A 23809-nucleotide genomic window follows, 5' to 3' on the forward strand; every position below is an offset into this window, starting at 1 on the left:
GGCGCGGCCATGCAACAGCAAGAACTGAAGAAGGACAGCGGTCACCAGGAGCACCCGATCAAGCTCTACCTGATGGTGTGGGGCCTGCTCTTCGTGCTCAGCACCTTCTCGTACCTGGTGGACTACTTCCAGTTCCACGGGCTGTTGCGCTGGGGGCTGATCATCGCCTTCATGCTGCTCAAGGCCGGGCTCATCGTGGCCGTGTTCATGCACATGGCCTGGGAGCGGCTGGCGCTGGTCTACGCGATCCTGCTGCCGCCGCTGGCTCTGTTGGTGCTGGTGGGTCTGATGGCGCTGGAGGGCGGGCACACCTTCCTGACGCGCATGCTGTTCTTCCACTAGCCGGCGCTACTTGACGCCGGCCCCACGCAGCAGGAACTCCGTCACCTGCGCGATGAGGTATTCGCGTTCCTTGGGGTCGTCCAGCGACGCGCTGTCGCGGAAGAAGTTCACCTGTTCCGCATGGTCCGCGTAGAACTGCGTCACCGCCCAGAGGTGGAAGAGGAAGAGCAGCGGATCGACCGGCCCCATCTGCCCCTCGTTCATCCAGTTGCGGATGACGGCCACGGCCTGCTCGGTGCGGCGCTTGCTCTGCAGCTCCATCATGGGCCGCAGCACGGGCGCACCGCGCATCATCTCGGCGGCGAAGATGCGCGAGCGCAGCGGCTGCTCGAAGGAGAAGAGCATCTTGCGGCGGATCAGGTCCGACAGCACGCGGCGCGCGCCGAAGGCCTCGTCGGCAAAACCGAACACGCCGATCCAGTCGTCGATGATGTCCAGCAGCACCTGGCGGTACAGCGCGTCCTTGCTCTCGATGTAGTAGTGCAACTGCGCCTTCGACAGGCCCGCCTTGTCGGCGATGGCCTGCGTGGTGGCGCCTTGAGGCCCGTCGGCCGCGAAGACCTCGATGGCGGACTGGTTGATGACCGCCAGCACCTGCGTGTACTTGCGCGAGCGCCCACGGGTGGGCGAGGCCGGGGTCTCGGCCTCGTCCGTCGCCTGGGAGCTGATGTTGTCGGTGCTCATCGAATCCGCATGGTGCCAGAGCAGGCTCAGAGATGGATCACCAGCTCCTGCTCGCTGGCCCGCGAGCAGCACAGCGCGACCTTGGTGCGGCGCTCGGCAGTGGTCAGGCAGAAGTCGCGGTGCTCCGCGCCGGCACCCTCGGCCGGCACCACGCAGGTGCCGCACAGGCCCTGCTGGCAGGAGACGGGAATGTCGATGCCGAAGTCGTGCAGCGCATCCACCGCGCTCTGGTCGGCCGCCACCGGCACGCTGAAGCCGCGCTGCGTGAGGCGCAGGCTGAAGGCCCGGCCCGCGGGCACGCTGCTGTCGCCGGGGGCGGCGAAATACTCGGCGTGCACGGCGTCTTCGGGCCAATGCGAGGCGGCCTTGCGCACCGCGCCCATGAAGCCGGCCGGGCCGCACATGTAGAGGTGCGTGCCCTGCGCGTGCTCGCGCAGGAGCGCGGGCAGGTCGATCTTCTCGCTGCCGTCGTCGAAGTGCAGGCGCACGTGCGGCGCGAGTTCAGGCGCGGCGAGCGCATCGGCAAAGGCCAGGTGCTCGCGGCTGCGCGCGAACACGCACAGCGCGAAGTCGGCGCCCTCGCGCGCCAGGCTCTGCGCCATGGCCAGCAGCGGCGTCATGCCGATGCCGCCGGCCATCAGCAGGTGGCGCCGTCCGCCGGTCTTCACCGGAAAGGTGTTGCGCGGCGCGCTGATGGGCAGCAGGTCGCCCTCGCGCACCCGCTCGTGCATGCTGGCCGAGCCGCCGCGGCTGGCGCCCTCGCGCTTCACGCCGATCAGGTAGCGTTCGTCCTTGCCCGAGGCGCCCGGCGCCCGCGCCAGCGAATACTGGCGCGCGAAGCCGCCGGGCATGTTCACGTCGATGTGCGCGCCCGCCTCGAAGCCGGGCAGGGCGCGGCCCCAGGGGTGCGCCAGCTCGAAGGAAAGGATCTCCGGTGTCTCGCGGCGGATGCGCGCGACTCGCACGGTCAGGGTGCGCTCGACCATCGCCGCGCCCTCAGTTCTTGGTGAGCGACTTGCGCAGGTCCACGCCGGTGCCCTTGTTCACGAACTGCAGCGTGTAGGCCTGGCGGTAGTCGAAGTCGGTGGGCTTGTACAGGCCCGCGGCCAGGGTCTTCTCGTAGAAGTCCTTCATGCGCGCGTCGCTCATGGCGCCGATGCCCAGGGTCTGCGCATCGCCCACGTCGATGTGCGCGCGCAGGATCGGGATGGACTTCTCGACGTAGTCCTCGCTGATGTCCGGGTTGATCTTGCGGATCATCTCGTCGGCCGCCTTGCGGTCGCCGTAGAGGTAGTTCACCCAGCCGATGTTGGTCGCCTCGACGAAGCGGCGCACCACCTCGGGCTTGGTCTTCACCAGGTCCTGGCGCGTCTCGATCACCATGCCGTAGGTGGACCAGCCGGCGTCGGCGAGGCTCAGCACCACCGGCTTGAAGCCGGCTTGCTTCTCCACCGCCAGCGGCTCGGAGGTGGCATAGGCCTGCTGCACCGATTGCTTGTCTGCCAGGAACTGCGACAGGCTGTAGTTGTAGGGGCGCACCTGCTCGTCGCGAACGCCGTAGGCCTTCTTCATCCACTGCCAGTAGCTGATCTGGCCGTCCTTGGCCAGCAGCACCGTCTTGGCCTTGGCGATGTCGGCGAACTTGTCGATGCCCTGGCCGGGGTGCGCGATGATGGCCTGCGGGTCGCGCTGGAAGTAGGCCGCGACCACCACGGTGGGCACCTTCTGCTTGATGTTGTCGAAGGCCATCAGCATGTTGCCGGTCATCAGGAAGTCGACCTTGCCGGCCGGCAGCATGGGCCGGTTGTTGACCTGCGGGCCGCCCTGCTGGATCTCCACGTCCAGGCCGTACTTCTTGTAGGTGCCGTCGGCCAGCGCCTGGTAGAAGCCGCCGTGGCCGGGCTGGGCGCGCCAGTTGGTGGCCATCACGACCTTGTCCTGCGCGATGGCGGCGAAGGCGGTGCCGGCCAGCAGCGCGGCCAGCAGGCCGCGGGCGGCGAAGGGGGCGGAGAGTTTCATGGCTTGTCTTCCTTGGGATGGATTCGTTGAAAGTGGGTCAGGCTTCTCGCGCCATCTCTGGCGTCCAGCCGCGGGTCTTGCCGGGGTTCATCAGGCCCATCGGGTCGCTCTTTTTCTTGAACTCGATCTGCGCGTCGTCGATGGTCTTCATGCCGCCGTCCTCGATGGTGAACACATGCGGGTTGAAGACCTGGCAGCCGCCTTGCGACTCCAGCTCGCGGATCACCTCGTACTGATGGGCCTCTCCTTTCCAGCGGACCAGCAGGATGCCGAAGGTGCCGGCCGCGTCGCCGGCGCGGGCGAAGTCCTGGTGCTGCAGTACCTCGTCGCCGAAGATGGCCAGGTGCCGCTCGACCACCGCCGGATCGAAAGGCTGCGCGTAGGCGATCTGCAGGTAGGTCCAGCTGCGGTCCAGCTTGAGGGCTTGCAGCGTGGTGTGGTTGAAGGCGCACTCGTAGGCGGGCGGCAGGCCCTGGGCCAGCAATTCGTCCTCGGTGCCGGCCACGGAGATCGTGCCGCCGTGCCGCGCGGCGAGGGCGCGGAAGGCGTCCATCGATTCGGGCGCCACCATCGCGAAGGCCGCATGCCGGTCGGCCGGGAAGCGGTCGCCCATGGTGGTGTAGTAGGGCGAGAAGCGCGCCTCCACCGTGGTGAAGAGGAAGAGGTCCAGCTCGGGCGAGGCCGCGTCGATGCCGAAGTCCAGCGCCTGTCGGTACTGCGGGAAGAGCACGGTGCAATGCACCCAGTCCACCGCTGGCGAGAGCGCCACCTCCACCTCCAGGATGATCCCGTTGGTGCCGAAGGCATGCTGCACCTGCTGGATCTCGTCGCCGTGCAATTCGACGATGCGCGGCTCGCGCTCCACGGTCATCACGCGGGCGTGCAGCAGGTTGCCGGTGTCGCGCAGGATGCCGTGCCGGAAGGACCCGATGCCCCCGAAGCCGCCGGCGATGAATCCGCCGATGGTGGCCACGTGCCAGGTCGATGGCCACATGCGCAGCGCCTGCCCCGTCTCGCGCGCGGCGAGGTCGATGTCGTGCATGCGCGCGCCGGCCTGCACGCGGATGCGGCCTTCGGCCAGGTCCAGCACGCGGCTCATGGCCGTCACGTCCATCACCAGGCCGCCTTCCAGAGGCACGCACTGGCCGTAGTTGCCGGTGCCGCCGCCGCGAACGGTGAGCGGCAGCTTCCACTTCGCGGCGGTGGCCGCCACCTGGCGCACGTCGTCTTCGGTGGAGACCTTGACCACCAGCTCGGCGATGCAGTCATCCAGCTGCGCGCTGAGGATGGGGCTGTACCAGTAGAAGTCGCGCGAGAGCTGCTTGCGCTGGCCGCGGGCCTCGATCAGGTTCAGGCCGTGCAGGTCGCGGCGCACCGCGTCCCAGTCCACGATCGCGCCAGATGGCGCGGCTTTGGGCAGGGCGCTCATCGCTCAGCGCTCCTTCTTCATCTCGCTCTCGTGCCAGTGGCCGAGAACCATGCGCGAGAGGCCGGCGAACACCAGGAAGATCACGATGCCCAGCAGCGACACCAGGAACAGCGCCGCGAACATCATCGGGATCTCGGTGCGGAAGCTCGACTCCAGGATGCGCGAGGCCAGGCCCGTCTCGCGGCCCGCGGTGCCGGCGGTGAACTCGGCCACCACCGCGCCGATCAGGCTCAGGCCGCCGGCGATCTTCAGGCCCGCCATGAAGTAGGGCAGGGCGCTGGGCACCAGCAGGTAGCGGAAGGTCTGCCAGGGCGAGGCCTTGTAGAGCGTGAACAGGTCGCGCAGGTTGCTGTCGGCGCTCTTCAGCCCGATGACGGTGTTCGACAGGATCGGGAAGAAGGCCACGATCCAGGCGCACAGCAGCAGCGCCGCCGTGGTGCTCGACACGTAGATCAGGATCAGCGGCGCGATCGCGATGATGGGCGTCACCTGCAGGATCACCGCGATCGGGAACAGGCCGATCTCCACCCACTTGAACAGGGCGAAGGCAATGGCCAGCAGCACGCCGCCCGCGATGGCCGCGAACAGGGCGAGCAGCGTGAGCTTGACGGTGAACCACAGCGCGGGCGCCAGCGTCTGCCAGTTCTCCAGCAGCGTGCTGAAGATGAGCGAGGGCGCGGGCAGGATGTAGTGCGGGATCTGGTAGATGCGCACCATCGCCTCCCACAGCACCAGCAGGCCGCAGATGACGGCAGCAGGAACGGCCACGCGCAGCAGCGTGTCGCGGCGCTGCAGGGCGTCGTCGCGGGCCTTGAGCTCCTCGGTGGTGGGGGCGCGGTCGGGCTCCGGCACGGCGGCGGTTGCGGCTGTGGCTTCAGTGATCGACGTCATGCAGGGCTCCATGCAGGGCTTGCGACACCGACTGGCAGTGCGCGTTGTAGCGGCTGGAAGTGCGAAAGGCCTCGCCGCGCGGATAAGGCTCGTCGATGCGGATCTCGTCGATCACTCGGCCCGGGCGCGCGGCCATCACCACGATGCGGTTGGACAGGTACACCGACTCGTAGACGCTGTGCGTGACGAAGATCACCGAGAAGCGGTGCTCGCGCCAGATGGCCAGCAGGTCGTTGTTGAGCTTGATGCGCGTCATCTCGTCCAGCGCGGCGAAGGGCTCGTCCATCAGCAGCAGGCGCGGCCGCGTGACCAGCGCGCGGGCGATGGACACGCGCATCTTCATGCCGCCCGACAGCTCGCGCGGGTACACGTCGGCGAAGCGCGACAGGCCCACCATCTCCAGCGCCTGCGCCACCACCGGCGCGGCGGCGTCGCGGGAAACGCCGGTGAGCTTGAGCGGCAGCCACACGTTGTCGAAGACCTTGGCCCAGGGCATGAGCGTGGGCTCCTGGAACACGAAGCCCAGGTCGCGGTCGATCTTGCCGGCGCTGCCGCTCGAAGGGCTGGTGGACCAGCGCATGTCGCCCGAGCTGATGCGGGTGAGCCCGGCGATCAGGCGCAGCGCGGTGCTCTTGCCGCAGCCCGAGGGGCCCAGGAAGCTGATGAAGTCGTGCTCGCCGCAGTCCAGCGACATACCCTGCAGTGCGAGCGTGCCGTTGGCAAAGCGCTTGCTGACGTTGCGCAGGCTGACCAGCGGGGCGGCGGAGGTTTCGGTGGTGATCACGGCGGCCTTCCTTTTGCGCTCAGCGCCAGGCCGGCTCGTTGGCCAGGCGCTCCATCGGGAAGCGGTCCACTTCCTGCAGCAGCTCGACGAAGCGCTGTCCCACGTGGTCGAGCACCGCCTTGCCCTTCTCGCCGCTCGCGCGGGTGGCATCACCGGCGGCGCCCTGCGGGTTGATGTCGTGCATCTGCCAGCCCAGCTTGCCGCTGGGCGTGATCGACAGGAACTTGTTCTCGGCCGCCAGGTCCTCGGTCATCGAGCGGAAGTTGCGGAACTGGTCGCGCCGCACGTAGTCGGGCGTCAGGTGCAGCATCACCGAGCTTTCCAGGTCGCCGGCGTGCACCCCGTGCCTGCCTTCGTGCGCGGTGAACAGGCCCTCGGGCAGGCCCAAGGTGTACCAGTTGGCGGCCACCACCATCATCCCGTGCGCCTCGCGCAGGTCGCGGGCCACGATGTCCATCACGCTCATCTGGCCGCCGTGGCTGTTGTAGAGCACCAGCTTCTTCACGCCGGCGCGGGCCACGCATTCGCCGATGTCCTTCCACATGGAGATCAGCGTGTTTGCCGACACGGTGAGGGTGCCGGGGTAGCGCGAATGCTCGTTGCTCTTGCCGTAGGGCACGGTGGGCAGGAAGACCACCGGCAGGTCGTCGGGCAGGTGCGGCAGGCTCGCGGCCACCATGCCGTCGATGGTGGCGGTGTCCGTGGACATGGGCAGGTGCGGGCCGTGCTGCTCGGTGGCACCTACCGGCAGCACCGCGATCAGGCGCGAGCGGTCGAGGCGGGAGAATTCTTCGCTGGTCAGGTCGGACCAGAAGCGGCTGCGGAGGCGGGGCGGATTCATCAGGCAACCTTTCGCGGTGTGGGGCGAGGAAGCTAAATTATCCATATGGTCAAAAAAGAGTGTTCGGTGTTTACCCCCAGGCTGCCGTGAGGATTTGAAAGCGAACGTGAGCCGGCGCCCAGGGCGCCAGCCTGCCTTGATCGACTGGTAAGGGTTGGGTGCAGCGCGATCAGCGCTGCACGATGAAGCGGTTCACCACCGGCGCGCCTTCGCCCACGTGGAAGGCCAGGCGCCGCTCGCGCAGGGTGATGTCGGCCGCGGTGGCCCGGCCGAAGCGGCGAAGGTGTTCCGTCCAGGACTCGTCCACGATCTGCTCCACGAAGCGGCTGGGCTCGCTCACGTGGTGCAGCAGCGCCCACTCGATGGCGCCCTGGCTCAGGCGCACGCGCCGGGTTTCCTCCATGACCCGCTTGAAGGCCTCGGTGCGCGCCGGGTCGATGTGGTACTCGATAGTGATCACCACGCGGCCTTCCTCGTCGGGGCGCGTGGCCGGCGGACCGGAGGCCCAGCCTTCATGGGCGGGGCTCACGTCGTCCTCGTCCTGCGGGTCGTTCACGAAGCGCAGCGCCAGCAGCATCATCAGCACGCCGCTCACGGTGGCGATCAGCAGGCTGGTGCGCAGGCTGGAGATGGTCGCCACCTGCCCCCACAGCGCCGCGCCGAAGGCACTCGCGCCCATGATGGCCATCTGGTAGGTGGCCATGCCGCGCGCACGCACCCAGTTGGGCAACGAGAGCTGCGCCGACACCGACAGCGAGTTGGCCGTGGTGATCCAGGCCATGCCGCCCATGAACATGGCCGGCACCGCCACCCAGGCATTGGGCGCCACCGACATCACCGCGGTGGCAGCCGCCTGCACGCAGGCCCCACGCAGCACCAGCGCATCGCGGCCCATGGCCTGGCGCAGGCGCGGCAGCAGCAGCACCGCCACGATGGCACCCGCGCCCATGGCGGCCAGCAGCAGCGTGAAGGTGCCGGCGTCGCCGCCCTTGAGGCCCACGGCCAGCAGCGGCAGCAGGGCCAGCAGCGCGGTGGAGTGAAGGAAGAAGATGGCGACGCGCAGCAGCACCGCCCGCATGCGCTGCGACTGCCAGACGAACTGCACGCCCACGCGCATCGCGCTGATGAGCCGCTCGCGGCCCAGCGGATTGGGCGTGTGCTCGCGCTGCCAGCGCAGCACCACGAAGCCCGAGACCACCGACAGCACCGCGTTGAGCGCGAACACCCAGATGCTGCCGGCGCTGGCGATGAGCAGGCCCGCCACCAGCGGGCCGATGATGCGCGAGGCATTCATCGCGATGCCGTTCAGCCCCAGGGCGGCCGGCAGGTGCGTGCGCGGCACCAGCTCCGGCACGATGGCCGAGAACACCGGCCAGCGCATCGCCAGCCCGATGCCGTTGGCGAAGGTCAGCAGCAGCAGGAGCGGCGCGGTAATCATGTCCAGCGCGATGGCGCCGCACAGCACGATGGCGGTGCCGGCCAGCCAGAACTGGGTGACCACCAGCCAGCGACGCCGGTCGAGGATGTCGGCCAGCGCGCCGCTGGGCAGGCCCAGCAGGAACACCGGCAGCGTGGAGGCCGACTGCACCAGCGCCACCCAGATCGGCGAGTTGTTCAGCGTGGTCATCATCCACGCCGCCGCCACGTCGTTCATCCACATGCACACGTTGGCGATCAGCCAGGTGCTCCACAGCATGCGGAACACCGGGATGCTCAGCGGTTCGAGGGCGCCGACGCGCACGGGCGGGGCGATGACGGGCGATTCTTCTGTCGAGATCGGTGGCATGTGCCGCTATTGTCGCGCCGCCCCGCGAGTGGACCTATCCCCGGTCGCTGCGGGCCAGGTGGTGCTCGAGCCTGCGCAGCCCCGTGGTGAGCAGCAGCGTCATGACCCAGTAGACCACCGAGATCGCCAGGTAGGGCTCCCAGTAGCGTGCATAGGCGCCCGCCACCGTGCGTGCCGCGTAGGCCAGTTCGGCCAGGCCGATGGCCGAGACCAGCGAGGTGTCCTTGAGCAGCGCGATGGCGTTGTTGCCCAGGGGCGGCAGCATGCGCCTGAAGGCCTGCGGCAGCACCACGTAGCGCATCACCTGCATGGGCGTGAAGCCCAGCGATCGGCCGGCGTCGGACTGGCCGCGCGAGATCGACTGGATGCCGGCGCGGAACACCTCCGAGATGTAGGCCGCCGAGTTCAGCGTGAGCGCCACCACGCCCGAGATCAGCGCGCCGTGTTCCTGCTTGAGCGTTCGCGCCAGGTCGCCGTCGATCAGCAGGCCCGAGCTCGGGTGGATGAACACCGGCATCACGGCGAAGTGGATCAGCAGGATCTGCACGAACAGCGGCGTGCCGCGGAAGAAGCTCACGTACACCGTGGCCGGCCAGCGCAGCAGGAAGCGCGCGACCCAGGTCCACGGCGCATGCCGGGGGTGCGCGAGCCGCGCCAGCGCCAGGCACAGGCCCCAGCTCGCGCCCAGCAGCACGCAGACCACCGTCATGCGCAGGGTCATCCAGGCGCCCTGCCAGAACAGGTCCTTGTATTCGACCAGGATGTCCCAGCGGAACCATCCGAACAGCAGCACTGGTTGTTCCATGCGCACCCCCTCGATAGATGTCGATCAGCGGAAAACGAAACGGCCGCGCGTTGCGGCCGTGTCCGGACGTGTTGCCGTGCGGCTCAGCGCACGATGGGGTCCTTGTTGAACCACTTCTTGTAGATGGTGTCGTAGCTGCCGTCGGCGCGGATGGCCGCGAGGCCGGCCGAGAGCTTGTCCAGCAGCGCCTTGTCGCCCTTCTTCACGACGATGCCGAAGCCTTCCTCGGGGAAGGACTTGTCGTCGACCGTCTTGAGCTCGGGGTTCTGCGCCACGCGGTAGGCGATCACGCCGTTGTCGCCCATGGCGGCATCGACGCCGCCGCCGGCCAGTTCGGAAATGATCAGGGGCGTGCTTTCGAATCGGCGGATGTCGGGGCTGGTCTTGCCGAACTCGCGCGAGGCGATGTCGTCGGCGGTGGAGGCGCTGACCACGGCGATCTTCTTGCCGGTGAGGTCCTTGAGCGAGCTGACCTTGCTGTTCTTGGGCACCGCGATCAGCTGGCGCGCCGCGAAGTAGGGCGGCGTGAAGTCGTAGCTCTGCTTGCGCTTGTCGTTGATCGTCACGCCGGAGATCACCAGGTCGATGTCGCCGTTGTTGAGCGCGCCGAAGATGCCGGTGAAGGGCGTGTTCACGATCTTGATCTTCAGGCCCTGCTGCCTGGCGATGGCATTGATGATGTCGATGTCGAAGCCGACGATCTGCTTGTCCTTGTTCTCGAAGGCGAAGGGCGCATAGGTGGCGCTGGAGCCCACGGTGAGTTCGCGGTTCTGGGCGTGCACGCCGAAGGCGATGGTGGTGGCGGCAAGGCCGAGGGCCAGGGCGCGGCGGAGGATGTTCATTGGAAGTCCTTGGGGTTGCCCTGCGGTGCAGGTCGCGGAGGGCGTGGGCAGGGATTCTAGGCCTGCGCCGCTTGCGTCATGGCTTGCCGCTTTCGGCGTCGGCGAAGCGCAGGTAGTAATGCTCGTTGAAGAAGGTGAAGGGAGTGGCTGTCACAACTGCACCTTCATGGCAGCTTGGCGCGCAGACGGTCTAGCCATGAAGGCGGCAAATCGATGAACGCGCCCTCGCTGCTGTTTCCGACAATGACCTTGTTGGTATCCCAGTAGACGTCGGACAGACTTGGGTCGCGAAACTCCGCCTCGGCGAGGACGGTGCCGTCCTTTGCCAAGCGAAGCCGTGCAAGGCCATAGAGGTAGGCGTCCTGTCCTCTGCCGCCCATGTAGCAGACTTCCATCTTGTAGAGGCCGCCGGGTGAGCGTCCCCCTTCGACGGTGCAATCGCGGCGAGAGAGGGTTCGAATCACCATGCCTTCAGCGACGTAGAGAACGATCATGATCAGCAGCCATCGCCCGATCTTCTTGGCGCGTGCGATGGAGCGTTCCTTGCGGCCATCCAGCCGCCTGAAGATGATCCACGGCGACGTGAAGAGCATCCACGCGATCACGGGCACGCAAAGCAGCCAGAAACCGAAGCGCAGGCAGTACACCTCATTGAAGTAGCTGAGGGGTTGCGCCGTCACCGTTGCACCTTCACGGCAGCTTGGCACGCAGGCGGGCCAGCCATGAAGGCGGCAAGTTGATGGACGCGGACCCGCTGCCGATCCCGACAACGACCTTGTCCGCATTCCAAGAGACCCAAGTGATCCTTGGGTTGTGAACATCGGCCTCGGCGAGAATAGTGCCGTCCTTTGCTGAGCGAAGCCGTACAAGGCCATCGAACTCGCCATCTTGAGCGTTGCCGGCCATGTAGCAGACTTCCATTTCGTACAGGCCATCGGGAGAGCGTGGTTCATCTGCTGAATCGCAGTCGCGGGCTAAAGTCCGGCCGAGCGCGCCTTCAGCGACGTATACGACGATCATGATCACCAGCCATCGGCCGACCTTCTTGGCGCGTGCGATGGCGCGCTCCTCGCACCCATCCAGTCGGCTGAAGATGATCCACGGCGACGCAAAGAGCATCCACGCGATCACGGGCACGCAAAGCAGCCAGAAACCGAAGCGCAGGTAGTACACCTCGTTGAGAAGGTGAAGGGGGACGCCGTCACAGGTGCACCTTGATCGGTCGAATCCAGACTTTCTTCGTGTCCGAGTAGGCAATGAAGTCGCCGCCCTGGCCATGCCTGTCGCGCCAGTCGCGAAAGCTCTTGTTCATCACCGGCTACATCACTGCGCCTTTTTCGTAGATGCTTTTGTCGATGTCCACCAACGGTGCGCTGATCGCTCGGAGTGCCGTGCTATCGCCCTGCAATGGCAGGGGCGCGAGGTAGACGCCGTTCTGGTTCCAGTGGCCCAGATACTGGGACGCGCCCAACGCATCCGCCACACGAGCCAGCAGATCATTTGGATCGCCAGAATCGCGCCGCGCATCCCTTCCTGTCCTTTGCCGCGCATGCAACCCAGGTGGTCCATAGAAGCCAATTGACCTTGTAGTACGTGATCGGCGTGTCCGACTTGCTCAGGATCACTTTGCCGTTCTTGCCGAACTCGAATCGGCCGACCTCCCTGTAGGTCGTCTCGCTCATCTTCATTTCTCCCTGCCGCTTTATTGTCGACAGAGCCTATCAGTGAGAGTGCGGCGACCGGCGAAGGTCGCTGCGATCAGGGAAATTTCGACAGGTGTTCGAGCGGCAGCGCGTGGCTGGCCTTGACCTCGCCCAGCGAGAAGCTGGTGTGCAGGTCCTTCACGTTGGGCAGGCTCATCAGGCTGTGGCGCGCGAAGCGCGAGAAGCCGTCCAGGTCGGGCGCCACCACCTGCAGCTCGAAGGTGCCGGTGCCGCTGATGTAGTGGCAGGCCACCACCTCGGGCAGCTTTCGGATCGCATCCTCCAGCTTGCTGGTGGCGTCGGCCGAGACGCGCTCGGTGTCCACCCGCACGAAGGCCAGAACGCCCAGGCCGATCTTGTGGCGGTCGATCTCGGCGTGGTAGCCGCGGATGATGCCGGCCGCCTCAAGCGCCCGCACCCGTCGCCAGCAGGGCGCGGCCGACAGGCCCACGCGCTGCGCCAGCTCGGCGTTGGTGAGCCGCGCATCGGCCTGTAACTCTTGCAGGATCGCGAGGTCAAACTTGTCGATGCTTTCCATTTCGCCCCATTGTAGGAAAGATCCTTTCCAGAATGGGTGTTTTACGGGCATAGAACGCAAACACCTATCAACGCAGCAGGCATACACTTTGCGTGCAATCATGGCGGGGCCGCCCGACCCGGACGCCCATTTAGTGCACGCCATGCCCACAAGGCAAAGCCAACACGGAGACTGAACATATGAACGCCCCGCTGCCCGAGCACATCCGCAAGGCGCTAGAGACCGTCACCCTCGACGACAAGTACAGCCTGGATTACGGCCGAGCCTTCATGAGCGGCGTGCAGGCGCTGGTCAAGCTGCCCATGCTGCAGCGCCAGCGCGATGCCCTGGTCGGCAAGAACACGGCGGGCTTCATCAGCGGCTACCGCGGCTCGCCGCTCGGCGGCTACGACCAGGCGCTGTGGAAGGCCAGCAAGTTCCTCAAGGGCCAGAACATCGTGTTCCAGCCCGGCGTGAACGAGGAACTGGCCGCCACCGCACTGTGGGGCACCCAGCAGCTGGGCTTCGCGCCGCCCGGCACCAACAAGTTCGACGGCGTCTTCGGCATCTGGTACGGCAAGGGCCCCGGCGTGGACCGCTGCTCGGACGTCTTCAAGCACGCCAACATGGCCGGCACCACCGCCTGGGGCGGCGTGATCGCGGTGGCCGGCGACGACCACATTTCCAAGAGTTCCACCGCCGCGCACCAGAGCGACCACATCTTCAAGGCCTGCGGCTCGCCGGTGTTCTTCCCGGCCGACGTGCAGGAAATCCTCGACCTGGGCATCCACGCCTTCGCCATGAGCCGCTTCTCGGGCATCTGGTCGGGCATGAAGACCATCCAGGAAATCGTCGAATCGAGCGCCACCGCCATGATCGACCCCGAGCGGGTCGACATCGTGATCCCCACCGACTTCGAGATGCCGCCAGGCGGCCTGCACATCCGCTGGCCCGACCATGCGCTGGAGCAGGAAGCGCGCCTCATGCACTACAAGTGGTATGCGGCGCTGGCGTACATCCGCGCCAACAAGCTCAACCGCAACGTCATCGAAGGCCCCAACGACCGCTTCGGCATCATGGCCAGCGGCAAGGCCTACAACGACACCCGCCAGGCCCTGATCGACCTGGGCCTGGACGACGCCACCTGCCGCCAGCTGGGCATCCGGGTGCACAAGGTGGGCGTGGTGTGGCCGCTGGAAGCGCAGCTCACCCGCGAGTTCGCCACCGGCCTGCAGGAAATCCTGGTGGTGGAGGAAAAGCGCCAGGTCATCGAGTACCAGCTCAAGGAAGAGCTCTACAACTGGCGCGCCGACGTACGCCCCAACGTGCTGGGCAAGTTCAACGAGATGGAGGGTGACTACTCCGGCGGCGAGTGGGCCATGCCCAACCCGACGGCCAACACCCTGCTACGCGCCAACGCCGACCTGAACCCGGCGCTGATCGCCAAGGCCATCGTGCAGCGTCTGAAGAAGACCGGCATCCTGGCGGCCGCCGGCGCCGACATGGTGGCGCGGGTCGAGGCGCAGATGGCCATCCTGGAAGCCAAGGAGCGCGCCATGCAGGTGATCCAGGCCGGCGGCGTCACCGACGCGCGCATGCCCTGGTTCTGCTCGGGCTGCCCGCACAACACCAGCACCGTCGTGCCCGAGGGCTCGCGCGCCATGGGCGGCATCGGCTGCCACTTCATGGCCACCTGGATGGACCGCTCCACCATCGGCTTCACGCAGATGGGCGGCGAGGGCGTGCCATGGGTGGGCCAGCAGCCCTTCACCACCGACAAGCACATCTTCGCCAACCTGGGCGACGGCACCTACTTCCACAGCGGCCTGCTGGCGATCCGCCAGAGCATCGCCGCGGGCGTGAACATCACCTACAAGATCCTCTACAACGACGCGGTGGCCATGACCGGCGGCCAGCAGGTGGGCGAGCGCCCCGAGGGCCACTCGGTGCTGCAGATCGCCGAGAGCCTTCATGCCGAAGGCGCGAAGAAGGTGGTGATCGTCACCGACGAGCCTGAGAAGTACGACGGCGTCAGCATTCCCGGCAGCTATGACGGCCAGAAGGTCGCCATCCGCCACCGCGACGAGCTGGACGACATCCAGCGCGAGTTCCGCGAGATCGCCGGCACCACCGCCATCATCTACGACCAGACCTGCGCCACCGAGAAGCGCCGCCGCCGCAAGCGCGGCACCATGGTCGATCCGGCCGTGCGCGTGGTCATCAACGACCTGGTGTGCGAAGGATGTGGCGACTGCAGCGTGAAAAGCAACTGCCTGTCGGTGGAGCCGCTGGAGACCGAGTTCGGCCGCAAGCGCACCATCAACCAGAGCAGCTGCAACAAGGACAGGAGCTGCCTGAAGGGCTTCTGCCCCAGCTTCGTCACCGTGGAGGGCGCCAAGCTGCGCAAGAAGGACAAGGCCAAGGTGCCCGATCCCTTCTCGCTGGGCGCGCTGCCCGAGCCCCGCGTGCCGGCCCTGGCCGTCGCCCAGGTGTGGGGCACGGTGGTGGCCGGCGTGGGCGGCACCGGCGTCATCACCATCGGCCAACTGCTGGGCATGGCGGCGCACATCGAAGGCAAGGGCATCGTCACGCAGGACGCGGCGGGCCTGGCCCAGAAGGGCGGCGCCACCTGGAGCCACGTGCTCATTGGCGCCACCCAGGACGACATCCGCACCACCCGCGTGGGCACGGCGGCGGCCGACCTGATCCTGGCCTGCGACCCGCTGGTGGCCGTCAACGCCGAGACGCTGGCGCGCATGCGCGAGGGCCGCACCCACGTTGCGCTCAACAGCCACGGCGCGCCCACGGCCGCCTTCGTGCGCAACGCCAACTGGCAGAACCCGCAGGACGCCTGCGCCGAGGAAATCGAGCGCGCCGTCGGTGCGCAGGGCCTGGGCGTGTTCGATGCCGACGCGCTGTCGACCGCGCTGATGGGCGACACCATCTACGTCAACCCGATGATCCTGGGCTACGCCTGGCAGAAGGGCTGGCTGCCGCTGCAGCACGAGTCGCTCATGCGCGCCATCGAGCTCAACGCCGTGGCCGTGGACAACAACAAGGCCGCCTTCGAGTGGGGCCGCCGCGCCGCGCACGACCTGGCCTCGCTGAACAAGATCGCCTCGCCCGGCCAGGTGATCGAGTTCAAGAAGCGCGACAGCCTGCAGAGCCTGGTGACGCGCCGCGTGGAGTTCCTCACCGGCTACCAGAATGCCGCCTACGCCGAGCAGTACAGCGCCTTCGTCGAGAAGGTGCGCGAAGCCGAGGCGCAGGCCACCGGCAAGAGCAGCCTGGCCGAGGCCGTGGCGCGCTACCTGTTCAAGCTGATGGCCTACAAGGACGAGTACGAGGTGGCCCGCCTGCACACCGACACGGCTTTCCTGACCAAGGTGAGCGGCATGTTCGAGGGCGAGATGGGCAAGGACTTCCAGCTCAACTACCACCTGGCGCCGCCCATGATCGCCAAGCACAACAGCAAGGGCGAGCTGCAGAAGCAGAAGTTCGGCCCGTCCATGCTCAAGGGCTTCCGCATCCTGGCGAAGCTCAAGGGCCTGCGCGGCACGCCGCTGGACATCTTCGGCCGCACGGAAGAGCGCAAGACCGAGCGCGCCCTGATCGGCGAGTACCGCGCAGCCATCGAGGAAGTGCTGGGCAAGCTGGGCGCCGGCAACCACGCGGTGGCGGTGGAAATCGCCAGCCTGCCCGAGCAGATCCGCGGCTACGGCCACGTGAAGGAGCGCAACCTGGTGGCCGCCCGCCTGCGCTGGAAGGCGCTGATGGAGAAGTGGCGCCACCCCGAGGCGGCGGACCGCGCCGCGGCCTGATCGCTACGTGCGCACCGGCCCGCCCGGCCGGTGCGCGAGCCGGGCTTGCAGCAGCACCACGGCCAGCAGGAAGCCGCCACGCACGACGGTCTGCCAGTACGAGCCCAGCGACAGGTGCGGCCCGCTGGTGTAGCCGTTCTCGAAGTTGATCAGGTTCAGGATCACGGCCAGCAGCAGCACGCCGGTGAGCGTGTTCAATACCGAGCCCTGGCCGCCCGACAGCCGCGTGCCGCCCACCACGACGGCGGCGATGGCCACCAGCTCCCAGCCGGTGCCTTCGGTCGGCGATCCGGAAGTCTGCGCCGCGAGGATCGCGCCGGCCAAGCCGGCCAGCGCGCCCGACAGGGCATACACGGCCATCTTCACGCGGGCCGCCGGCACGCCCATGAGGCGGGCCGCCTCCTCGTTGCCGCCCACCGCCAGCACCGCGCGCCCGAAGCGGCTGTAGCGCAGCATGAGCGCGCCGAGGGCGAAGGCCGCCAGCATGATCCAGGTGGGCAGCGTCAGGCCGAGCCAGGCGGATTCGGCCAGCTGGTCGTAGCCCGCCTCGTAGCTGATCGACACCGTCTCGCGTCCCGACACGACCAGCGCCAGGCCCCGCGCTGCCATGAAGGTGCACAGGGTCACGACGAAGGGCATCAGCCGGAATCGCGCGATGACGAAGCCGTTCACCAGCCCGAAGGCGAGGCCGACCGCGACCGCGCCTGCGATGGCCGGTGCGATGCCGTGCGGAGACAGCTGGGCCGCCACCACGCTGGCCAGCACCGCGACGGTTCCCACGGACAGGTCGATGCCGCCCGAGAGGATGACGAAGGCCATGCCGATTGCCAGCAGGCCGAACTTGGCCGTGCTGCCCAGGAGAAAGCCCGCGTTCTCCGCCCCGAGGAAGTGGTCGTAGCGCAAGGCGCCGAAGACCAGCACCAGCAGGAGCGCGATCAGTGCGCCCTGCGAGCGAAGGACCGGGCCGACGATGCGCTTGCGCGGGTCTGCGGCGATCGAGGGGGCGTCGTGAGCCATGCGTTCTTTCAGGCGCCGCGGCGCTGCAGGCCGACGGCCAGCAGGATCACTGCGGCCTTGAGCATCAGGGCGTACTCGTCGGAAATGCCATGGGCCAGCAGCGTGTATTCGAGCAACTGGATCACCAGGGCGCCGATCAGCGTGCCGCCCACGCGAGCGCGGCCGCCCGCCAGCGAGGTGCCGCCGACGGCGACGGCTGCAATCGCGTTGAGCTCCAGGTTCAGCCCGATCTTCGCGGGATCGGCGGCCGAGATCATGGCCACGCTCATCACGCCGGCCAGGCCCGCCAGCGCGGCGCATGCGAGGTACGCGACGGCCTTCACGCGCGTGACCGGGATACCTGCCAGCCAGGCGGCGCGCTCGTTCCCGCCGGTGGCCAGCAGCCGGCGGCCGAACACCGTGGCACCGACCAGCCACGCCGTGAAGAGCACCACCGCCGCCATCACGACCCCTTCCACCGGCAGGAAGCCGATGCGCGCGCGCAGCCAGTCGAGCTGGCCGCCCGGGAAGGTGCGGAGGTTGCCGTCGGTCAGCATCTCGGCCAGGCCCCGGCCCGCGATGAAAAGCACCAGCGTGGCCACGATGGGCTGGATGCGGTAGCGGGCCACCATCGTCGCGTTGAGCAGCCCGAAGGCGCAGGCCGCGGCAATGGCCAGCGCGATCGCCAGGGCGGCGGCAAATGCCGGCGGCGCCATGCCGGCCCAGGCGGACGCCAGCACCACCGCCGCGAGCGTGCCGGCAAAGGAAGCGGTCGCGCCCACCGACAGGTCGATGCCGCCGGTGGCGATGACCAGGGTCATGCCCATGGCCACGATCACCACCTGCGCCACCTGCGACAGGTTCACGCTGAGCGTCTGCGCCGAGAGGAAGTCCCGCGTGAAGGCGGCGTTGAACACGAGCAGGGCGGCCAGGGCCAGGGCGGCCCCGTGCCCGGACAGGCGGCGCAGCCCGAAGGCATGGGACACCGCCGAGCGGCCGGCGAAGTTGTGAAGTGGCGGGGTCATGGCATCGAGACAGAAAGTGCAGGCGCATCGCCATGGGCCATGGCCTGCATCACATGGGCCTGGGTCATGGCCGGGCCGCTCAGCTCGGCGACCGTGCGGCCGTCGCGCAGCACCACGATGCGGTCGCTGTTGTCCACCAGTTCCTCCAGTTCGCTGGCGATCATCAGCACCGCCATGCCCTCGGTCTCGCAGAGCTTGCGGATCAGCGAGAGGATCTCGGCGCGCGCCCCGATGTCGATGCCGCGCGTGGGCTCGTCCAGCAGCAACAGGTCGATGCGCGCCGCCAGCCAGCGCGCCAGCAGCACCTTCTGCTGGTTGCCACCGGACAGCTCGCTGATGCGCTGCTCCGGCCCGGCGCAGCGGATGCCCAGGCTGCGGATGAAGTCCCGGGCGATCTCCGACTCGCGCCGCCGGTCGATCACCCCCAGCCTCGCGAGGCCAGGCAGCACGGCCAGCGTGATGTTCTCGCGGATCGAGAGCTCGGGCACGATGCCTTCGGCGCGGCGGTCTTCCGACAGGTAGGCGATGCCGGCGCGAAGTGCCTGCGCCGGTTCGCCGAAGCGCACGCGCTGGCCCTTGAAGTGCATGTCGCCGCGATCCAGGGCGTCGGCGCCGAAGAGGGTGCGGGCCAGCTCCGTGCGACCCGAGCCCAGCAGGCCGGCGAGCCCCAGCGTCTCGCCGCGCCGGATCGTCAGGCTGGCGTCCTGCACCCTCGATCCGCTGGCGGCGTGCTGCAGGGCCAGGAGATCGGCACCCTCCTTCCGTTTTCCGCCCGCGGCCGCAGCGCCCGTCGTGATGTCCTTGCCGAGCATGCAGGCGACCAGTTCGAGCTTGCCGAAGCCGGCCATCTCGCGCGCGGCGACGGTCTGCCCGTCGCGCAGCACGGTGATGCGCTCGCACACCGCGTAGAGCTCGTCCAGCCGGTGGCTGACGAGGATCACGGCGATGCCGTCGGCCTTCAGGCGCCGGATGACGCCAAACAGGATCTCGACCTCGCGTTCGTCGAGCGAGGAGGTCGGCTCGTCCATGATGACCAGCCGCGCCCTGGCACTCACCGCCCTCGCGATGGCCGCCATCTGCTGCGTGGCCGTGTTGACGCTGCCCAGCGCGCGGGTCACGTCGACCTCGATGCCGAGGTCGCGCAGGATGCGGCGGCTCTCGGTCTCGATGCGCTTCCAATCGATCAGCCCGAAGCGCCGGGGCTCGCGGCCTAGGAAGACGTTCTCGGCCAGCGAAAGCGTGGGCACCAGGTTGAGCTCCTGGTAGATGGTCGCGATGCCGGCGGCCTGCGCCTCGCCTGGCGAGCGGAAGCTCACCTCTTCTCCGGCGAAGCGGATGCTGCCTGCGTCCTTCGCATAGGCGCCGGTCAGGATCTTGATGAGGGTCGACTTGCCCGCGCCGTTCTGGCCGATCAGCGCATGCACCTCGCCCGGCCCCACGCGGAGGTCGGCGCCGCGCAGGGCAGGATGGCCCGCGAAGGCTTTCGCGATGCCGTGCATCTCCAGGACAGCAGAGCTCATCGTGCGGATGGTTTGTCTTGATGCGAATCGGCGGGCGCTGCGCCATGAGCGCCGGCCGATGGGGGACCGAGAGGCGGCGGTCAGTAGCCGTTGGCCATCATGGCCTGGGCGTTCGACTTGTCGTAGAACTTGTCCTCGACCTTCACCCAGGCGGGAATGGCGTCGCCCTTCGTATAGCGCCGGGCCGTCTCGCAGGCGATCGGGCCGAAGAAGGGGCTGGACTGCACCGTGGCGCCCAGTTTGCCGGCCACGATGGCCTTGAGCGCGTCGGCCGTGCCGTCGACGGAGACCACGGTCACGTCGCTTCCGGGCTTCTTGCCGGCGGCCTCCAGCGCGGTGATGGCGCCGACGGCCATCTCGTCGTTGTGCGCGTACACCGCGCTCACGTCAGGGTGCGCCTGCAGGAGCGTCTGCATCACCTGCCGGCCCTTGTCGCGGGAGAAGTCGGCGCTTTGCGAGGCCACGATGCGCAGGCCCGGCGCCTTGGCGACCGCCCCGTCGAAGCCCTTCTTGCGGTCGTTGGCGGGCGAGGAGCCGGTGGTGCCTTCCAGCTCGACGATGGTTCCCTTGCCGCCGGTCGCCTGCACCAGCCACTCGCCGGCGCGCCGGCCCTGGTCGACGAAATCGGAGCCGATGAACGTGACGTAGTCGCGGCCGGCCTGCGCCACCTTCTGGTCGATGTTGCGGTCGATCAGGATCACCGGGATGCCGGCACGCCTGGCCTTCATGACGGCCGGCACCAAGGGCTTTTCCTCGCGCGGCGCCAGCACGATCAGGTCGACCTTCTGCGCGATCATGTTCTCGACATCGGCCACCTGCTTGGCGGACGAGCCGTTGGCGTCGGCATAGACCAGCGTCCAGTTGCAGCCGGCCGCCGCGTCCTGCATGGATTTGGTCTCGGCGATCCGCCAGGGGTTGTTGTTCTCGGTCTGCGAGAAGCCGACCTTGTAGCCAGCCTTTTGCGGCAGTGGCGGGACCTGTGCGAGGACAGGCAGGCTGGCCGTGGCGACGGCCAGGACGATGGACGACAAAGCTTTTTTCATGGTGGCTCCCTGGGCCTGGAACAGAAGACCGCCGGAAGCCTCCCCGGTAGCCAAGGCACGCCTTTGCGGCGTTGCGCTCGGGATCGATTCTCCCGATGCCTATGACTAATAAAACTGGGGAAAACGCCGAGAAATCAATTCATATTTGTTTCCCGGCGCGCGGCGCTGCGCCGACGGACTGGCGCTCGACCAGGGGGCACTCCATCTTGATCTGGCGTGGTGGCGGCGGGGTGTGGGCAGCCGCCTCTTCGATCACGCGCTCGACGGCCCATTGGCCCATGGCGAAGTTCGGCAGCAGCACCGTCGTGAGCGGCGGGTGCGCGTGCCGGGCCACTTCCACATCGTCGTAGCCGACGATGGAGACCTGGCTTGGGACCGCCTTGCCGAACTGCTTCATGGCGTCCAGCGCGCCCAGGGCCATCATGTCGTTGGCGCACAGGATGGCCGAGGGCGGGCGCGCCAGCTGCATGAGCGCCAGTGCGTGCTCGAAGCCGCTGCTGCTCATCCAGTCGCCCTCGCGCACCAGCTCCCCGTCGAAGGGCAGGTCGGCGGTCGCGAGCGCCTGGCGATAGCCCTTGAGCCGGTCGCGCGCGGCGTCCATCCACGGCTCGCCGTTGATGAAGCCGATGCGGGCGTGGCCCTGGGCAATGAGGTGTTCGGTGGCAGCGTAGCCACCGCTCACTTCCGCTGGAATGACGCTGGACAGCGCCCGGTCCGTGCTGGTGCAGTTGAGCAGGACCAGCGGTTTGCCGGCCTCCCGAAGTGCGCCCAGCGCCGGCGAGGCCTCGATGCCGCGGGTGATGATGGTCGCGTAGATGACGCCGAGCACCGAGGCGTCGGCGCGTGCGCTGTCCAGGATGGATTCTTCGAGTTCCCGGTCGCCGCCTGTGACGTGGATGGCAAGCAGCAGGCTGTTTTCCCACGCCAACGTGCGCGCGCCGTCCATGGTGACGGCAGGGTGCGGCGAGGTGGCGATCTCGTCCGTCAGGTACAGGATCCGCTGGCGCGGCGACGGCGCGGCGCTTCTTGCCGAATGGACTGCAGCCGTCGAGCGTCGAGTCGGCAAGCGATAGCCCATCGCCTCGGCGGTCGCGATGACGCGCTGGCGCGTTTCCGCGGAGAGCTTGGCACCGGGCATCCGGTTGAGCACCAGGGACACCGTTGATTGAGATACGCCCACCGCCTTGGCAATGTCGGTCATCGTGGGCCTCGGGCGAGGGCTGGCGTCCGGTTGCCGGGGCGGCTTGATGGGGGAGGTCACGGCGCATTATGACTTCGCGGTCGCCGCAGCAGCGGCTCCAAAATCGGCGGAACTGCGTTGACCGGTTGCGGCTCAATGAATAATATTAGTAATAAAATTCATCAGGCCAATGCGCCACTTCCGGAGACTCCAATGCCCCGTCCCGCCCGTTACTCCTCAGCCCAGCACGACGCCTTCGCCCAGGCCTTCGACCGTGACAGCCTGGTGGTTCTGCGCGACCACCTACCGCTCGAGAAGCTGGCTGCCTGGCGCGAGGCCTTCGAGCCCCTTCTGGCTGCCCAGATCGCCAGGGAGAAGGACGACCCCAACCGCGGCGCGCAGCGCTTCTATGTGAGCCTTCCTTTCGCCGCGCCTTTTTGCGACCCCGACTTCTTCGAGGACGAGGACATCCTGGCGATCGTCGAGCGCGTGGCCGGGCCGCAGCCGGTGATGTGCCAGCTGGCCAGCGACACGCCACTGAAGGGTTCCGACTACCAGGCCTGGCATGCCGACACGCCGGCGCTGTTTCCGGGCGTGCACGGCAACGACACGCCGTCCTTCCAGCTGGCCGTCAATTTCCCGTTGTGCGACGTCACCGACGACAACGGACCCTTCGAGACCACGCTGGGCACCCATCGCATGGACCGGCACGACGCCATGGAGGGCCTCGCCAATGGAAGCATCGCCCAGCACCGCTACAAGATGAAGCTGGGCGACGTCATGATCCGGGACGTGCGCGCCATCCACCGCGGCACCCCCAACCGGACGGACGAGCCGCGCCCGATGGTCGTCATCGGCTACAGCCGGCGCTGGCTGTTCCGGCCGGAAGTCAGCATCCGGGTCCCGGCTTCGCAATGGCAGCAGCTCTCGCCGCGCGCGCAGCAGTTGCTCCGCTTCAACCCTGTGGTGCCGGACGAGCAGGCCGCAAACGGAGACGTGGAGAGCTACCGCGCCTTCGCCTTCTGAAGGCGCTGCAGCCCGGTCCCAGTGAAAACCCGTGCTCTGGCGCCGGGTTCGGCGGCGAGGGCCCCCGGCCCGCGCCCTACAATGCGCGGTTGACGTGCGCGGGCTCCGGCCTGCGCCGCGCGGCCGCGAATACTCGATCACATGCGGCCGCCCTGCCGGCCCGGGCTTGCCCCGGGTCCTCACGAATCCTGTTGGAGAACCCCTTGTTCATCTCTTCCGCCTTCGCACAGACCGCTCCCGCCGCAGGTGGCGGCGACATGATGTCTTCCATCGGCAGCATGCTGCCGCTGCTGCTGATGTTCGTGGTGCTGTACTTCGTCATGATCCGCCCGCAGATGAAGCGCCAGAAGGAGACCCGCAACATGCTGTCCGCCCTGGCCAAGGGTGACGAAGTGGCAACGGCCGGCGGCGTGCTGGGCAAGATCACCGAACTGGGCGACCAGTACATGACCCTCGAAATCGCCAGCGGCGTGAACGTGCGCGTGCAGCGCAGCGCCGTGGTCCAGGTGCTGCCCAAGGGCACCGTCAAGTAATCACCTGTTGTCTTCATTCTGA

The 23809-nt window shown here is 67.8% G+C and carries 24 protein-coding genes; 4 read left to right on the forward strand and 20 right to left on the reverse strand.

Annotated features, from left to right (window positions below):
- Positions 1–9 precede the first annotated feature (9 nt).
- Positions 10–342, forward strand: coding sequence for a cytochrome C oxidase subunit IV family protein (locus tag BM345_RS08965; protein WP_175544950.1), 333 nt, complete (start codon positions 10–12; stop codon positions 340–342).
- A 6-nt stretch (positions 343–348) separates the two neighbouring features.
- On the opposite strand, the gene BM345_RS08970 is transcribed toward BM345_RS08965, so the two are convergent.
- The 15 genes from BM345_RS08970 to BM345_RS09035 all read right to left on the reverse strand — a co-directional run bounded on the left by BM345_RS08970 (position 349) and on the right by BM345_RS09035 (position 12664).
- Positions 349–1026 carry a TetR family transcriptional regulator C-terminal domain-containing protein gene (locus tag BM345_RS08970; RefSeq protein WP_093378076.1) on the reverse strand — a complete coding sequence of 226 codons (678 nt, stop codon included), beginning with the start codon at positions 1024–1026 and terminating at the stop codon, positions 349–351.
- Between the two features lie 26 nt (positions 1027–1052).
- The gene (locus BM345_RS08975) at positions 1053–2012 is read right to left on the reverse strand and encodes a PDR/VanB family oxidoreductase (RefSeq protein WP_093378078.1); all 960 of its coding nucleotides are present in this window, start codon (positions 2010–2012) and stop codon (positions 1053–1055) included.
- A gap of 10 nt (positions 2013–2022) precedes the next feature.
- Positions 2023–3045 carry an ABC transporter substrate-binding protein gene (locus BM345_RS08980; RefSeq protein WP_093378081.1) on the reverse strand — a complete coding sequence of 341 codons (1023 nt, stop codon included), beginning with the start codon at positions 3043–3045 and terminating at the stop codon, positions 2023–2025.
- A gap of 37 nt (positions 3046–3082) precedes the next feature.
- Positions 3083–4474, reverse strand: coding sequence for an FAD-binding oxidoreductase (locus BM345_RS08985; RefSeq protein ID WP_093378083.1), 1392 nt, complete (start codon positions 4472–4474; stop codon positions 3083–3085).
- 3 nt (positions 4475–4477) lie between these two features.
- Entirely contained in the window at positions 4478–5365 is an 888-nt protein-coding gene (locus BM345_RS08990) for an ABC transporter permease (protein WP_093378086.1), read from the reverse strand.
- Positions 5349–6149 carry an ABC transporter ATP-binding protein gene (locus BM345_RS08995; RefSeq protein WP_093378088.1) on the reverse strand — a complete coding sequence of 267 codons (801 nt, stop codon included), beginning with the start codon at positions 6147–6149 and terminating at the stop codon, positions 5349–5351. The genes BM345_RS08990 and BM345_RS08995 overlap by 17 nt, the downstream gene beginning before the upstream one ends.
- A 19-nt stretch (positions 6150–6168) precedes the next feature.
- Positions 6169–6990, reverse strand: coding sequence for a creatininase family protein (locus BM345_RS09000; protein WP_093378091.1), 822 nt, complete (start codon positions 6988–6990; stop codon positions 6169–6171).
- 169 nt (positions 6991–7159) lie between these two features.
- Positions 7160–8776 (reverse strand): MFS transporter, encoded by a 1617-nt coding sequence (locus BM345_RS09005; protein WP_093378093.1) that lies wholly within the window; start codon positions 8774–8776, stop codon positions 7160–7162.
- A 34-nt stretch (positions 8777–8810) separates the two neighbouring features.
- Positions 8811–9581, reverse strand: a complete 771-nt coding sequence (locus BM345_RS09010) for an amino acid ABC transporter permease (RefSeq protein ID WP_093378096.1) — start codon at positions 9579–9581, stop codon at positions 8811–8813.
- An 83-nt stretch (positions 9582–9664) separates the two neighbouring features.
- Positions 9665–10423: a basic amino acid ABC transporter substrate-binding protein gene (locus BM345_RS09015; RefSeq protein ID WP_093378098.1), complete on the reverse strand. Its 759-nt coding sequence runs from the start codon at positions 10421–10423 to the stop codon at positions 9665–9667.
- A gap of 164 nt (positions 10424–10587) precedes the next feature.
- Complete coding sequence (locus BM345_RS09020) at positions 10588–11103, reverse strand: hypothetical protein (RefSeq protein ID WP_093378101.1); 516 nt, start codon at positions 11101–11103, stop codon at positions 10588–10590.
- A 10-nt stretch (positions 11104–11113) separates the two neighbouring features.
- Entirely contained in the window at positions 11114–11596 is a 483-nt protein-coding gene (locus tag BM345_RS09025) for a hypothetical protein (protein ID WP_093378103.1), read from the reverse strand.
- Positions 11597–11624: 28 nt separating this feature from the next.
- Positions 11625–11735: a DUF6402 family protein gene (locus tag BM345_RS30515; RefSeq protein WP_254789654.1), complete on the reverse strand. Its 111-nt coding sequence runs from the start codon at positions 11733–11735 to the stop codon at positions 11625–11627.
- Between the two features lie 184 nt (positions 11736–11919).
- The gene (locus tag BM345_RS09030; RefSeq protein ID WP_139237486.1) at positions 11920–12105 is read right to left on the reverse strand and encodes a copper resistance protein NlpE; all 186 of its coding nucleotides are present in this window, start codon (positions 12103–12105) and stop codon (positions 11920–11922) included.
- Between the two features lie 76 nt (positions 12106–12181).
- On the reverse strand, positions 12182–12664 hold the full coding sequence (locus BM345_RS09035; RefSeq protein ID WP_093378109.1) for an Lrp/AsnC family transcriptional regulator: 483 nt from the start codon (positions 12662–12664) through the stop codon (positions 12182–12184).
- A gap of 179 nt (positions 12665–12843) precedes the next feature.
- Here BM345_RS09035 and BM345_RS09040 point away from each other — a divergent pair, with 179 nt between their 5' ends.
- Positions 12844–16464: an indolepyruvate ferredoxin oxidoreductase family protein gene (locus BM345_RS09040; protein ID WP_093378111.1), complete on the forward strand. Its 3621-nt coding sequence runs from the start codon at positions 12844–12846 to the stop codon at positions 16462–16464.
- Between the two features lie 3 nt (positions 16465–16467).
- Here the strand turns inward: BM345_RS09040 and BM345_RS09045 are convergent, their stop codons facing one another.
- The 5 genes from BM345_RS09045 to BM345_RS09065 form a co-directional block, all read right to left on the reverse strand.
- The gene (locus tag BM345_RS09045) at positions 16468–17481 is read right to left on the reverse strand and encodes an ABC transporter permease (RefSeq protein ID WP_093378114.1); all 1014 of its coding nucleotides are present in this window, start codon (positions 17479–17481) and stop codon (positions 16468–16470) included.
- Positions 17482–17489: 8 nt separating this feature from the next.
- Entirely contained in the window at positions 17490–18485 is a 996-nt protein-coding gene (locus tag BM345_RS09050; protein ID WP_093378116.1) for an ABC transporter permease, read from the reverse strand.
- Positions 18482–20005 carry a sugar ABC transporter ATP-binding protein gene (locus BM345_RS09055; protein ID WP_093378119.1) on the reverse strand — a complete coding sequence of 508 codons (1524 nt, stop codon included), beginning with the start codon at positions 20003–20005 and terminating at the stop codon, positions 18482–18484. The genes BM345_RS09050 and BM345_RS09055 overlap by 4 nt, the downstream gene beginning before the upstream one ends.
- Positions 20006–20085: 80 nt before the next feature.
- On the reverse strand, positions 20086–21048 hold the full coding sequence (locus tag BM345_RS09060) for an ABC transporter substrate-binding protein (protein ID WP_093378121.1): 963 nt from the start codon (positions 21046–21048) through the stop codon (positions 20086–20088).
- A 139-nt stretch (positions 21049–21187) separates the two neighbouring features.
- Positions 21188–22249 carry a LacI family DNA-binding transcriptional regulator gene (locus tag BM345_RS09065; RefSeq protein WP_093378124.1) on the reverse strand — a complete coding sequence of 354 codons (1062 nt, stop codon included), beginning with the start codon at positions 22247–22249 and terminating at the stop codon, positions 21188–21190.
- A 192-nt stretch (positions 22250–22441) separates the two neighbouring features.
- Here BM345_RS09065 and BM345_RS09070 point away from each other — a divergent pair, with 192 nt between their 5' ends.
- On the forward strand, positions 22442–23254 hold the full coding sequence (locus tag BM345_RS09070) for a phytanoyl-CoA dioxygenase family protein (protein ID WP_093378126.1): 813 nt from the start codon (positions 22442–22444) through the stop codon (positions 23252–23254).
- Between the two features lie 203 nt (positions 23255–23457).
- Positions 23458–23787 carry a preprotein translocase subunit YajC gene (yajC, locus tag BM345_RS09075; protein ID WP_093378417.1) on the forward strand — a complete coding sequence of 110 codons (330 nt, stop codon included), beginning with the start codon at positions 23458–23460 and terminating at the stop codon, positions 23785–23787.
- The last annotated feature ends 22 nt before the right edge of the window (positions 23788–23809 follow it).

This window comes from Variovorax sp. OV329 (genome assembly GCF_900114785.1).
GTDB lineage: Bacteria > Pseudomonadota > Gammaproteobacteria > Burkholderiales > Burkholderiaceae_C > Variovorax.

Coding starts and splice junctions, on each gene's coding strand:
- BM345_RS08965 (WP_175544950.1), top strand. CDS start 10: ATGCAACAGCAAGAACTGAAGAAGGACAGCGGTCACCAGGAGCACCCG.
- BM345_RS09065 (WP_093378124.1), bottom strand. CDS start 22,249: ATGACCGACATTGCCAAGGCGGTGGGCGTATCTCAATCAACGGTGTCC.
- BM345_RS30515 (WP_254789654.1), bottom strand. CDS start 11,735: ATGAACAAGAGCTTTCGCGACTGGCGCGACAGGCATGGCCAGGGCGGC.
- BM345_RS09030 (WP_139237486.1), bottom strand. CDS start 12,105: ATGAGCGAGACGACCTACAGGGAGGTCGGCCGATTCGAGTTCGGCAAG.
- BM345_RS09045 (WP_093378114.1), bottom strand. CDS start 17,481: ATGGCTCACGACGCCCCCTCGATCGCCGCAGACCCGCGCAAGCGCATC.
- BM345_RS09055 (WP_093378119.1), bottom strand. CDS start 20,005: ATGAGCTCTGCTGTCCTGGAGATGCACGGCATCGCGAAAGCCTTCGCG.
- BM345_RS09035 (WP_093378109.1), bottom strand. CDS start 12,664: ATGGAAAGCATCGACAAGTTTGACCTCGCGATCCTGCAAGAGTTACAG.
- BM345_RS09050 (WP_093378116.1), bottom strand. CDS start 18,485: ATGACCCCGCCACTTCACAACTTCGCCGGCCGCTCGGCGGTGTCCCAT.
- BM345_RS09005 (WP_093378093.1), bottom strand. CDS start 8,776: ATGCCACCGATCTCGACAGAAGAATCGCCCGTCATCGCCCCGCCCGTG.
- BM345_RS09070 (WP_093378126.1), top strand. CDS start 22,442: ATGCCCCGTCCCGCCCGTTACTCCTCAGCCCAGCACGACGCCTTCGCC.
- BM345_RS09010 (WP_093378096.1), bottom strand. CDS start 9,581: ATGGAACAACCAGTGCTGCTGTTCGGATGGTTCCGCTGGGACATCCTG.
- BM345_RS08985 (WP_093378083.1), bottom strand. CDS start 4,474: ATGAGCGCCCTGCCCAAAGCCGCGCCATCTGGCGCGATCGTGGACTGG.
- BM345_RS08970 (WP_093378076.1), bottom strand. CDS start 1,026: ATGAGCACCGACAACATCAGCTCCCAGGCGACGGACGAGGCCGAGACC.
- BM345_RS08990 (WP_093378086.1), bottom strand. CDS start 5,365: ATGACGTCGATCACTGAAGCCACAGCCGCAACCGCCGCCGTGCCGGAG.
- BM345_RS09060 (WP_093378121.1), bottom strand. CDS start 21,048: ATGAAAAAAGCTTTGTCGTCCATCGTCCTGGCCGTCGCCACGGCCAGC.
- BM345_RS08980 (WP_093378081.1), bottom strand. CDS start 3,045: ATGAAACTCTCCGCCCCCTTCGCCGCCCGCGGCCTGCTGGCCGCGCTG.
- BM345_RS08975 (WP_093378078.1), bottom strand. CDS start 2,012: ATGGTCGAGCGCACCCTGACCGTGCGAGTCGCGCGCATCCGCCGCGAG.
- BM345_RS09040 (WP_093378111.1), top strand. CDS start 12,844: ATGAACGCCCCGCTGCCCGAGCACATCCGCAAGGCGCTAGAGACCGTC.
- BM345_RS09000 (WP_093378091.1), bottom strand. CDS start 6,990: ATGAATCCGCCCCGCCTCCGCAGCCGCTTCTGGTCCGACCTGACCAGC.
- BM345_RS09015 (WP_093378098.1), bottom strand. CDS start 10,423: ATGAACATCCTCCGCCGCGCCCTGGCCCTCGGCCTTGCCGCCACCACC.